At 68.7% G+C, this 12099-nt stretch carries 8 protein-coding genes; 6 read left to right on the forward strand and 2 right to left on the reverse strand.

The window, feature by feature from the left end; genetic code table 11:
- Window positions 1-2164 (reverse strand): ATP-binding protein (locus D7X99_RS39795; RefSeq protein ID WP_121782300.1); only part of this gene is annotated, 2164 nt, incomplete at its 3' end.
- Between the two features lie 110 nt (window positions 2165-2274).
- Here D7X99_RS39795 and D7X99_RS39800 point away from each other — a divergent pair.
- From D7X99_RS39800 to D7X99_RS39825, 6 genes are all read left to right on the forward strand, one after another.
- The gene (locus tag D7X99_RS39800; protein WP_121782301.1) at window positions 2275-4707 is read left to right on the forward strand and encodes a transglycosylase SLT domain-containing protein; all 2433 of its coding nucleotides are present in this window, start codon (window positions 2275-2277) and stop codon (window positions 4705-4707) included.
- Window positions 4708-4821: 114 nt separating this feature from the next.
- On the forward strand, window positions 4822-6228 hold the full coding sequence (locus tag D7X99_RS39805) for a hypothetical protein (protein ID WP_233614131.1): 1407 nt from the start codon (window positions 4822-4824) through the stop codon (window positions 6226-6228).
- Between the two features lie 148 nt (window positions 6229-6376).
- Complete coding sequence (locus tag D7X99_RS39810; RefSeq protein ID WP_121782303.1) at window positions 6377-7525, forward strand: hypothetical protein; 1149 nt, start codon at window positions 6377-6379, stop codon at window positions 7523-7525.
- A 13-nt stretch (window positions 7526-7538) separates the two neighbouring features.
- A complete protein-coding gene (locus D7X99_RS39815; protein WP_121782304.1) occupies window positions 7539-8573 on the forward strand; it encodes a serine/threonine-protein kinase in 1035 nt (344 codons plus the stop codon).
- A 27-nt stretch (window positions 8574-8600) separates the two neighbouring features.
- Window positions 8601-8981 (forward strand): VOC family protein, encoded by a 381-nt coding sequence (locus D7X99_RS39820; protein WP_121782305.1) that lies wholly within the window; start codon window positions 8601-8603, stop codon window positions 8979-8981.
- Window positions 8982-9037: 56 nt separating this feature from the next.
- On the forward strand, window positions 9038-10489 hold the full coding sequence (locus tag D7X99_RS39825; protein ID WP_121782306.1) for an FAD-binding oxidoreductase: 1452 nt from the start codon (window positions 9038-9040) through the stop codon (window positions 10487-10489).
- A 14-nt stretch (window positions 10490-10503) separates the two neighbouring features.
- On the opposite strand, the gene D7X99_RS39830 is transcribed toward D7X99_RS39825, so the two are convergent.
- A complete protein-coding gene (locus D7X99_RS39830; protein ID WP_147476398.1) occupies window positions 10504-12063 on the reverse strand; it encodes an aminotransferase class V-fold PLP-dependent enzyme in 1560 nt (519 codons plus the stop codon).
- Window positions 12064-12099: the final 36 nt, after the last annotated feature.

Consider the following 12099-nt stretch of genomic DNA (forward strand, 5'->3'; position numbering starts at 1 on the left):
GGAGATGTGTATAAGAGGCAGGGGAGGGGCGCGTGGGCGGCGCGGGGGTGCCGTCCGGCAGCGCGCCCTCCACCGGCTCGGAGGGCAGGGCCGGCAGGCGGATGATGAACGTGGTGCCTTCGCCCATCTTGCTCTGCACGCTGATGCTGCCGCCGTGGTTCTTCACGATGCGCTGGCAGATGGCGAGCCCCAGGCCCGTGCCCTTCTGCTTCGTCGTGAAGAAGGGCACGAAGATGTGCGTCTGTTGATCCGCCGGGATGCCCGGGCCGTCGTCGGAGACGCGCACCTCCACGAACTCGCCGCCCGCGCTGCGCAGGTCGCCGAAGCGCTCCGGCTTCTCCGTGCGCACCGTGATGCGGCCTGGCTGCGGCCCCAGCGCCTGCACCGCGTTCTGCACCAGGTTGATCAGCACCTGCTTGAGCTGCTCCGCGTCGCCTTCCGAGCGAGGAAGGCGCAGGTCCAGCTCCACCGCCAGCCCCGCCGTGGGCGGCATGTCGTTCTGGATGAGCCGCATCGTGCGCGTCACCACCTCGTTGAGGTCGGTGGGCCCGAAGTTCTGTTTCAGCGGGCGCGAGTAGTCCAGGAACGCCGTCACCACGCCGTTGAGCCGGTTCACCTCCTCCACGATGACGTCCAGGAACTCGCCGTCCTCGCCCGTCAGCTTCCGTGGATCCAGGCACTGCGCGGCGCCCTTGATGGCGCCCAGCGGGTTGCGGATTTCATGCGCCAGGCCCGCCGCCATCTCACCCAGCGCAGCCAGGCGGTCCCGCTCGCGGATCTTCTCGTACAGCTTGGAGTTCTCCAGCACCGTCGCCATCCGCTCGGAGACCTCCAGGATGAGCGCGATCTCATCCGACGCGTACGCCTCTGGCACCCGTTCGTCCCACAGGTTCAGGAAGCCGATGACGCGGTCATTGCCCATCAGCGGCACGCTGATTCCGGCCTTCATCTGGAGCAGCGCGGCGCGCGTGTCGTTGAGCCGCTTCAGTTCGTCGCGGAAGCGCTTGCCCTCCACCGCCTGCACCCGCATCACGGAGATGCGCCGCTCGATGTTCTCCAGCAGCACCGCCTTCTGCCCGCTGGCCACCGCGAAGAGCACGCCGCGCGCGGCCGCCGTGTCCAGCAGCGCCACCGGCAGCGGGCCTCGCGAGTCCAGGAGCCGGTAGCCCGGCCGGTCCTCCGCCATCAGGTACACCGACGCGTGCGTCACGCGCCCCGTCTCGTGCAGCGCGTCCAGCACCACGCGCGCCAGTTCTGAAATCTCGATGACGGAGGCCATGCGCACGCGCAGGGTGCTCAGCGTGCCCAAGAGCGCGAAGCGCTCGCGGAAGAAGATGCGCACCACCATCTCCTCCACCTTGGTGCGCAGCGGATCCAACAGGATGAGGATGACGAACGCGGCCACCACCGTGTTGAAGACGAAGAGCGACGTGTTCTCGTCCACCCACGCCGTCAGCACCGTGAACACCGACGCCAGGATGACCGCCAGCACCGTCTGCGAGGCGATCTTCCCCAAGAGCTCGTGCAGGTCCATCAGCCGCAGCCGCAGGAGTGTCTGCGCGAGGAAGAACAGGTAGAGCGTCGCGAAGACGGGGCCCAGCGTGGGGAACGGGATGTCGTTGCGCGACAGGAAGTCCAGCCCGTTGAACAGCACCGCCGCGCCCGCGCCAATGGCCAGGTACGCCAGCCGGAACTGCTCGATGCGCGACTCCGTCGTGCGCACCCGGTGCACCAGCAAGGACACGGAAGTGAACAGCGTGCCCAGCACCCAGGCGCCCAGCGCCAGCCGGGCCCACCCATTGTCCGCCAGGGGTGTAACGGCGACGGTCAAGCCCAGCACGCCGGACAGGAGGGCGAGCCGCCGGCCGACCTGGTGCGCTCCCTTGCTGACCCCCAGGAACTCGAGGAAGAAGGCGACCGCCGCCCCGGGCACCAGGGAGACGGCGAGCACCGTCGCCCCGAGGGCGATGCGGGACACCCAGGGGTAGTCCTGCGAGGGAAAGATGCTGTGGAAGAAGAGGCTGAGGTAGTACCCAGCGACCGTCAGGGTGAAGACGGAGTAGAGCGTGAGGACCCGGGGTCGTCCGGGGCGCAACAACATGGACACGCCCAGCGCCAGACCGATGATGGAAGCAAGCAGTGCGCTCTGGGTGCGGATATCCATGTGCAGGCGGACAGTCTAACCTCTGTCAGGGGCTGGAAATTTTCCAACCACCCCCAGTTGTCCTCGGGCGTGCCCGAGCGCATCTCCCAGGGTCCCCGAGGCCCCCGCGAATGAAAGTGTCCCTCCAGCATCTCGCCCTCCTCGCCTCCGCGGCGCTGTTGTCCGCGCAGGCTCCCGCCCCCGCCGTCCCCAGCACCACCCCAACGGCTCCGGCCGCCACGGCCACGGCTCCCAGCGACGACACGGATCAGGCCCCCACGACGCGCACGGACAACGCGCCGTCGGAGGCGCAGCTGACGCCGCCGCCGGACGCGGACAAGGCGCCGTTGCCGGTGGGCTACGTGCAGGTGTTCAACCCGGCCTTCCCGGGGATTGTGCCGCCCACGCCGGTGGTGCACCGCGGGCGCCGCTACGGGCTGGAGGACCTGACGCCGTACTTCACCGACGGCAAGAAGCGGGACGCGAAGGACGCGTTCGACAAGGGCCAGTACACCAAGGCGCGCGCGCTGCTGGAGGGTGAAGGGGACAGCCCGCCGGTGCGCTACCTGCGCGCGTTGTCCGCGGTGCGGGCCGGGGACGACAAGTCGGCGGCGACGGAGATGGCGGCGCTCGCCAACGACTACCCGGCGCTGAAGGACCGCTGCCTCACGCACGCGGGCGTGGCGCTGGAGTCCCAGGGCCGGCTGGATGACGCGGCGGCCAGCTTCAAGCAGGTGCCGGAGGGCTCGCGCATGTACGTGGACGCGCGCCTGGGCCTGGCGCGCGTGCTGCGCAAGAAGAAGGACTACGACGGCGCCATGGAGGCGCTGACGCCGCTCACCCAGCGCATGATGACGGGCTGGGGCCGCAACGTGGGCGCGGAGGCGCTCATCGCCACGGCGGACCTGGCGGTGGAGAAGAAGGACAAGGCGGCGGAGAAGGCCGCGCTGTGGAAGCTGTGGGCAGCCCAGCCCCTGTCGCCCATCGTCAAGCAGGTGGAGAAGCGCCTCAAGGGTCAGACGCCGCCCCTGGACGCCAAGGTGGGCCGCGCGGAGGCGCTCATCGAAGCGCACCGCAACAAGCAGGGCATGGCCATCCTGGAGCCGATGCTCAAGACGATGAAGCTGCCGGACACGCTCGCGTGCCGCGCGCACTTCGCGTTCGGCAAGGGGCAGCGCAAGGAGCGCCAGCACACGGCCGCCATCCAGATCCTCACGCCGGTGGTGGAGCAGTGCAAGGATCGCGACCTGCTGGCCCGCGCGCTGTACGTGCTGGGCTCGTCGCGCTCCATCGTGGATCAGCAGCACGGCCCGGACACCTACGAGCGGCTGGCGAAGGAGTTCCCGGACCACTCGTTCGCGGACGACGCGCTCTTCTACGCGGCCGACCTGTACGTGAAGACGAACCGCCCCAAGGAGGCCATGGCGCGGCTGGATGAAGTCGCGCGGCTGTACCCCAAGGGCGACTTCCTGGGCGAGGCGCTCTTCAAGGCCTTCTGGGTGGCGCGCACGTCGAAGGTGGAGGACGGAGGCTTCTCCTTCCTGGACCGCATCGAGGCGCAGTTCGCCACCGCGGACGAGTCCTACGACGTGGAGCGCGCGCAGTACTGGCGGGCTCGCACGCTGGAGGAGCGCGGGAACATCCAGGGCGCCGCGGAGCTGATGGAGAAGCTCGCGGTGGAGCACCCGGCCACGTACTACGGCCTGATGGCGCGCTCGAAGCTGGGCGAGCTGGACCCCAAGCGGCTGGAGGCCGTGTCGTCGTCCATCTTCGACGTGCCGGAGGCCGCCAGCCCCTGGCCGATGTTCGCGGGCCCCATGGGGGATGACCCCCACTTCCGCGCGGGCGTGGAGCTCTTGCGGCTGGGCTTCGCGGACTCCGTGTCGTCGGAGCTGATGCTGGTGAACCGCGCCAACCAGCCGCCGGAGTCCATGCGGCTGCTGGTGATGGTGCTGTCTCAGTCCGGCGACGCGCGGTCGGCGCACGCCATCGCGCGGCTCGCGCTGCGCAAGGACCTGAGCGGGCGCATCACCGCGCAGACGCGTCCGGTGTGGGAGGTGGCCTATCCCAACGCGTTCCGCGACCTGATTGAGAAGCACACCGTGCCGGCGGGCGTGGAGCCGGACCTGCTCCAGGCGCTGATGCGCGAGGAGAGCGCGTTGGACCCCAAGGCCCTGTCCTGGGCCGGCGCGCTGGGCCTCACGCAGTTGATGCCCTCCACGGCGAAGGGCGTGGCGCGCGAGCTCAAGGTGAAGCACTTCACCGTGGACTCGCTGCTCCAGCCGGAGCTGAACATCCGCTTCGGCGCGCACTACCTGGGCGGCCTCATCAAACAGTTCAAGGGCCACACGCCCTACGCGGTGGGCAGCTACAACGCGGGCTCCGGTGCGGTGAACCGCTGGCGCGCGGCCAGGCCGGACCTGGCGCTGGATGCGTGGGTGGAGGAGATCCCCATCGCGGAGACGCGCGGCTACATCAAGCGCGTGCTGCGCTCCTACAACACCTACCAGCTGCTCTACGGCCGCGTGCCGAAGGTGCCGGTGATGCCTAGTGCATCGCGTTAGTGTGTAATCCTGGCTGAAGCCTGAATTCGAGTTTTCTTTGTGGAGGGGGAAGGGCGGGCCGTGATTTCGTCGGCCGCCATGCTCCCCCTCCGAACGAGAATCGCTCCCCTCGCAGTGGCGGTGTTCACCCTGGTGGGCCTGTGTCTTCCGGCTGAAGCCGAGGCGCAGGCCTGGTCGCTGACGAACGCGCAGCGGCAGGCGTTCCTGCGCTACTACGCGCCGGTCATCTTCAAGCGCGCGAACGCGAACGACAACAAGCACGGCTACGACTGGTTGACGAACTTCGACTTCGACCAGGACGGGGACTTCTCCAACAACAAGCTGCACTGGAAGCAGATCAACCAGTACGTGGACGCGTCGCGCGTGGGCCCCAGCGCGTTCGACAAGTGGCGCATCCGGCCGACGCTCTACACGTCACTGATTGAATACATGGACGGGGGGAAGAACCTCACCCTCGTGTATCACCTGTATCACGCGCTGGATAAGAACGCGGCGGGCAACTGGCAGCTGCATGACTGGGAGCGCGTCGAACTCCAGGTTCGCAACGTGGTGGGCAACCCGGGCAGCGGCGAGTCCGTGGCGTACGCGGTGGTGACGCAGCACAAGCGCAACGTGGTGCGCCGGGCGGGCAGCGGCGACCTCCAGTTCATGCAGACGGGCACGGGCAGCCACCTGCTCATCTGGCAGGCGGAGTGGTCCGACAAGCTGCTGGCGCCGCACGGACAGGAGCTGCGCTTCGTGACGGATTCGTACTCGTTCTTCGCGGGCCGGATGGCGTCCGGTGGGAAGGCGGAGGCGGACGTGAACAACGACGACGGGCGCAAGAAGCTGCACTTCGTCTTCGTGCCGGAGGACGACGGGGCGGCGGTGACGGCGTTCAACGCGCAGCCGGTGCGGTACTCGACGGCGGACGCGCAGGCCAGCCGCTACGACAACGGGGACTCCGCCAACTGGCCCGCGGTGAAGCGCGTCACGTACGAGTTGCAGGACCTGGCGGACATCCTCCCCACGCACTGGGAGCAGGGGGGCTATGCGACGCACTGGCTGCCGGACGCGCCGCGGTTCTTCTACCTGGAGAGCCCGGTGGTGAACGAGGCGGGCCAGGCGGAGGTGAGCGCGGGGATGCAGCGCTTCTTCTCCAAGACGCGCGACGTGGAGAACCAGGACGACCGCGAGGGCTACCCGTCGAAGGCGTGGTTCTTCGGCACGTTCGAGCTGAACGACAAGGCGTCGGACACGGGCGGCGGCGGTGGCTCGTTCGGCGACAAGGTCTGGGCGGGCACGGCGGTGGACTCGCGGGGCCAGACGCGCATGAGCGCGAGCGGCTACCCGGCTTCAGCGAATGCGTACTGGTGGCAGCACGACTACTTCGTGCACTCGGGCGTGACGGACGACACGGACGGGCGGGAGCAGGGCTTCTTCCTGCAGGGCGGGTGGTATCTGCCTCAGAACGGCGGCTTCGACGGACGCTGGGTGCAGCTCTTCGCCGACCGGCCGGGCAAGGAGTCCGGCGAGTACTGAATTGGTCCTGATTGCCGGGGGGCGGCAGAGCGAGAAGCGGCGCTCATGTCCCCCCGTGCAGGAGCACTGGAAGAATCTCGGGACCGGAGTGGGACTGGTAGGCTTGAGGAGCAGTCCCACCCCCTCGTTTGCGTGAAGGAAACACGCCATGAGCCAGCCCAGCGCCCCCAGCCCTCAACAGATAGACCTCAACCGCACCGCCGTGGAGATCGCCCCCGAGACCTTCTGGGTCGGGAAGCGCGAGCCCGGCGGCATCTTCTTCGCCAACCCGTACCTGCGCCGCTTTCGGGGCACGGACACGCGGACGAAGAAACCCTCTGAGTTCAACCTCCTCATCGACCCCGGGTCGAGCAGCGACTTCTCCACCATCCACACGAAGGTGGTGTCGCTGATTGGAGGGATGGACCGGCTGTCGGCGCTCTTCATCAACCACCAGGATCCGGACGTGGGCTCGTCCGCGAACATCATCTCGGCGCGCTATTCGCCGCGCGCGAGCATCCTGTGCTCCGAGGACACCTGGCGGCTCATCGTCCACTTCAACCTGCCGCGCAACCGCTTCATCCCGACGGAGAAGTTCTCGCAGGGGTTGAGCGTGCCCACGGGGCACAAGCTGTTGCCGGTGCCGTCGCCGTTCTGCCACTTCCGGGGCGCGGTGATGCTCTACGACCCGCAGACGCGGGTGCTCTTCACGGGAGACCTCTTCGGAGGCCTCACGGACAGCAAGGCGCAGGGCCTGTGGGCGGAGGAGTCCGACTGGACGGGCATCCGGGCGTTCCATCAAATCTACATGCCGGTGAACTCGGCGCTGGTGCGCGCGGTGGCGGCCATCCGGAAGCTCACGCCCGCGGTGGAGATGATCGCCCCGCAGCACGGCCGCGTCATCCGGGGCAAGCTGGTGCATCAGTTCCTGGAGCGCATGGAGCGGCTCCAGGTGGGCCTGGACATCATCGACGAGGCGCAGGACCGCACGCACCTGCAGGCCTGGAGCGCGGTGATTGACCGGGTGCTGAACCTGGCGCGCGGCTACCTGGGTGATTCGGTGGAGGCGAAGCTCACCGCGAGCGATCAGCTGTCGGACACGGCGAAGTTCAACGGCAAGCGGCTGGAGGTGAGCCGCATGGGCAAGTGGACGCTGGAGCACGTGGTGGAAGTGCTCTGCCAGGGCGAACCCACGGAGATTTCCGGCCCCATCATGGTGGAGGCCACCATCGCCGCCGCTGAATACAACCTGCCCACGCCCCACCTGGACATCGAAGGCGCAGGCGCGCCGGCCCCCGTCTCGCTGCTGGAGTCGTGAGAGGGGAGGGCGGGTGCATTCCAAGGACCGTGACAGCGGAGGGTTGACCTACCTGGGCCCGGAGGCGCTGAACGCGCGGCCGGGCAACGCCGTGGCAGAGGACGGCTCGGAGCCGACGCTGCCGCAGGTGCGGACGCCCGTGTCTCCGGGCGGCACATTGATCCAAGGCGCGGTGACGCCGCAGCCCCTCGTGCCCACGAGCCAGGGCCTTGTCCCCGGGCAGGTGGTGGCGGGGCGCTACCGGGTGGAGAAGTGGCTGGGGGTGGGTGGCACGTCGGCGGTGTATCAGGCGCTGGATTCGAAGAAGCACCAGCGCGTGGCGCTCAAGGTGTTGGCGGTGCCGTACGCCGACGAGGCGATGGTGACGCGATTCCGCCAGGAGGTGGACCACGCCCGTGCGCTGGAGCACGTGAACATCCTGCATGTCTTCGACGTGGGCTCGGATGGGGACCGGCACTACCTGACGGTGGAGCTGCTGGAGGGCAGGGACCTGCGTCAGGTGATGATGGAGGGGCGGCCTACGTTGGCCAATGCCTTGCGGTGGCTGACGCACGCCACGGTGGCGCTGGAGCACGCGCACGCGCAAGGGGTGCTGCACCGGGACGTGAAGCCCGGGAACCTGTTCATCACGCGCACGGGCGTGCTGAAGCTGATGGATTTCGGGCTCGCCAAGAGCGCGCATGTGATGGGCAACACGGCGCAGGGGGCGACGCTGGGGACACCGGAGTACATGGCTCCGGAGCAGGTGACAGGTGTGCCCGTGTCGCCGGCCACGGACCTGTATGCCCTGGGTGTGGTGGCGTACGAGCTGCTCACCGGGCAGCTGCCGTTCCGTCACGCGCAGCCTGTTCCGCTGATGCTGATGCACGTGCAGGAGACGCCTGTGCCTCCGAGGAAGCGGCGTCCAGAGCTGCCGGAAGCTTTCGAGCAGGTCGTCCTCACGCTGATGCGGAAGCGACCCGAGGAGCGTTACGCCAGTGCAACGGTGCTGCGCGCTGAACTGGCGAAGCTGTGGCCGCTGGCACTCCAGCACGGGCGCGCGTTATAGGAGGGCTCATCCGCAGGGGGGGCCTCCATGTCTGTCAAATTCAATCACACGATCATCGCCGCGAAGGACAAGGTCGCGTCCGCGCAATTCCTGGCGGAATTGCTCGGGCTTCCGGAGCCCAAGCCCTTCGGTCACTTCCAGGTGCTGAAACTGACGGACGGCGCGTCGCTCGACTACGTCACCACTCAGGACGCGATCCACGGGCAGCACTACGCGTTCCTGGTGACGGAGGAAGTCTTCGATTCGTTGATAGCGAAGATCCGCGACCGGAAGATCCAGCATTGGGCCGACCCGCGCGGCCAGCATGAGAATCAAATCAACACCCATGACGGAGGCCGCGGGGTCTACTTCCAGGACCCCAGCGGCCATTACATGGAGGCCATCACCGTGCCCTACGGCGGTTGGTGATACTTTCTCGGGGCGCGGCCCAGGCTGACGCACACCTCGAGCAGGAGCACTCCGTCATGGCTGGCAGCTTCGATGTTCTCATCATTGGCAACGGGGTCCTGGGCCTGTCCACCGCCAATGCCCTGGTTGCCCGGGACCCGGAGATCCGGGTCGCCGTCATCGGCCCCCAGGCACGGACCTACGGCGCCTCGCCGGCGGCCGGCGCGATGATGGGATGTTTCGGTGAAATCACCCGGGCATCCGTGGCTGGGAAATACGGCCCCATCAAGCTGGGGCTGGGCCTCCAGGCCCGCAAGCTGTGGCCCACGTGGCTCGAAGGTCTCAACGCGCGGCTCCCGGAGGCGGACCGGCTGGCCATTACGCCCGGCACCTTCGTCGTGGCCAACAACCGCTCCGGGCTCATCGAGGATGAGAACTTCACCGTGATGCGCCGCACGCTCCAGCAGTACCAGGAGCGCTTCGAGGACGTGGACCCCCTCCACATCACTGGCATGCACCCCGCCGGGGACAGCCGCCCCACTGCCGCGCTCTTTATTCCGGATGAGGGCTCACTGGACTCCAGCCGCCTGCTGGCGGGCCTGGCCGGCGCCGCGGTGCGCTCGTCGCGCGTCTCCTTCCTGGAGGACACCGTCAGCGGGTTGCTCGTGGAGGGTAGCCGCGCCGTGGGCGTGCAGTTGGCGGATGGCCAGACGCTGAACGCGAAGCACGTGCTGCTCGCCTCGGGCGTGCAGAGCCAGAAGGTGTTGGACTCGCTGCCGGACCTGGCCCGGCGTGTGCCTCGACTGCTGCCCGGCATGGGCACGTCGCTGGTGTTGGAGACCACGGACTTCCCCCTCAACCCCAGCGTCATCCGCACGCCCAACCGCGCCTTCGCCTGCGGCCTGCACGTCGTGCCCCGGGGCGCCAACCGCGTCTACGTGGGCGCCACCAACAACACGATGCTCGCGCCGGCGGACCGGCCCACCGTGTCGGACGTGTTCTTCCTGATGGACTGCATGATGGAGCAGATCCACCAGGGCTATCAGAACGCGAAGCTCATCTCCACGGCGGTGGGCAACCGCCCCATCGCCATCGACACGCTGCCGCTCATCGGCGGGACGTCGGTGGAGGGCCTGTGGATCGCCTCCGGTACCTACCGCGACGGGCTGTTCCTCTCTCCGCTCGTGTCGCAGCACATGGCCGGCCTCATCCTGGGACAGGGCGGCCTGATGGAGAATGTCTTCCCTCCCGAGCGCAAGCCCATCAACCGCTTCACGCGCGAGGAGGCCATGGAGGAGACGGCGCGGCACTACGCCGCGGCCGGTTGGGAGCACGGCATCCGCATCCCCAAGGTCGGCTGGCACGAGACGTTCGCCCGCATGTTCAAGCGCACCATCACCACCGTCTACGAGGAGATTGGCACCGACTACGTGCTGCCTCCGGAGTTCGTCTACGTCGTGGACAACGACCGCGAGCGCATGGTGCCGTACTTCCGTGACTACTACCGGAGCGTGGACGCCGCCTGGTAGCGGCGCCCCCGGAGCTACTCCGCCTCGCGGGCGAGCTGGATGAGCGCGTCGGCCAGCGCGGCCATGTGTTCGGGCCGCGAGGCCGGGTTGATGAAGACGGCCCGCAGGTACAGGCGGCCACTTGCGTGCCGGTAGCAGCTCACCGCGAACTTCCGGCTCTGCATCAGCCGTGACAGCAGCGCGTCGTTGCGTGCGTTCTCCCTCGCGAGCTCCTCGGGTGTCTCGCTGGCGGCCTTCGGGCGGAGGCGGAAGGCGAGCATGTTCATGGTCGGCGTGTCGGGGAAGAGCTCGAAGCAACCGCTCTTCTTCAGGCGCCGCGTGAAGTCCCGGGCGAGCGCGAAGAGGTGGTCCACGAGCCGGCCGTAGCCATCACGGCCGAAGTGGCGCAACAGCAGCCAGGCGCCCAGTGAGTTGAGCGCGCGCGAGCCGTCCAGCGTCACCTCGCCCAGGTCGGACACCTCGCTCGTGACGAAGTAGTCCAGGCTCACCTTGCCCAGCAGCGTGAGCAGCCGCGCGTCGCGCACCAGCAGGCCGCCCAACTGTGCGTTGAGGCCCAGCACCTTGTGGGGATCCAGCGTGACGGTGTCCGCGCCCTGGAGGCCGTCGAGCAGGCCCCGGTGGCGCTGGGAGAAGAGCAGCAGGCTGCCGTGGGCCGCGTCCACGTGGACGAGCGCGCCGTGCTGATGGGCCAGCCGCATGCCCTCGCGCAAGGGGTCGACGGCGCCCACTCCCGAGCTCCCCGCGGTCAGCACCACCACGGCGGGGAGCTGGCCCTGGCGCCGCGCTTCCACCAGCGCGGCGTCCAGGGCGACGGGACACAACCGGTCCTGGCCGTCGGTGGGAACGCGGTGCAGTCCCGCGTCTCCTAGCCCCAGCTGGCGGACGGCGGCGAAGATGCTGGGGTGCGAGGCCTCGGACGCGAAGATGCGCATCCCCCGGTGGCCCGTGCGGGACAGCGCCTCCACGAGCCCCAGCGCGTTGACGTCCGCCCCGGCGCGGCGCAGCGCTTCGTTGCGCAGGATGAGCAGCGCCTGGAAGTTGGATTGCGTCCCGCCGGACGTGAAGCAGCCTCCGGCCTGGGGGTCGTCTGGAAATGCGAGCGACGTGAGCCAGCCGAGGACCTGTCGCTCGACGAACGTGCCCGAGCGCGCGGACGAGAAGGTGATGGGGTCCTGCGCCAGGGCGCGGATGAGCAGACCACTGAAGACGGAGTAGTCCGTGGGCGGGACGTCCAACTGCGCGAACCACGTGGGCGAGCGCTTGTCACGGCCGTGGGGCATCACGTGTTCGGCGACGTCCGCGAGGATGGCCTCGATGGGTTGCCCCTGCTCCGGCAGCGGCGCCTCGAAGGCCCTGGCGATGAGGCGGGCGGGGATGGGAGGAGGGACGGGGCTTCCGGCCGGGGCCCGCAGCCGCTGAAGCGTGAGGGCGACAAAGCCCTCCATCCGTGCGCGGACCTCGTCCTCGGGCAGGGCCTCGAAGGCGGCTCGCAGGGCTGGGGGCAGCTCCGGGTAGGAGGGCTCGGTGACGTCGTCGTGGACCCTCGCGGCGGGGGTCACTCGTGTCGCGCTCAAGGCGTCTCTCCTCCCACGCGGGAAGGCGGGGATGGG

The organism is Corallococcus sp. AB032C, assembly GCF_003668935.1.
GTDB lineage: Bacteria > Myxococcota > Myxococcia > Myxococcales > Myxococcaceae > Corallococcus > Corallococcus exiguus.

Bases quoted from the DNA above. Each gene is read 5' to 3' on its own strand.
- D7X99_RS39810 (WP_121782303.1), top strand. From the start codon at position 6,377: ATGAGCCAGCCCAGCGCCCCCAGCCCTCAACAGATAGACCTCAACCGC.
- D7X99_RS39820 (WP_121782305.1), top strand. From the start codon at position 8,601: ATGTCTGTCAAATTCAATCACACGATCATCGCCGCGAAGGACAAGGTC.
- D7X99_RS39800 (WP_121782301.1), top strand. From the start codon at position 2,275: ATGAAAGTGTCCCTCCAGCATCTCGCCCTCCTCGCCTCCGCGGCGCTG.
- D7X99_RS39825 (WP_121782306.1), top strand. From the start codon at position 9,038: ATGGCTGGCAGCTTCGATGTTCTCATCATTGGCAACGGGGTCCTGGGC.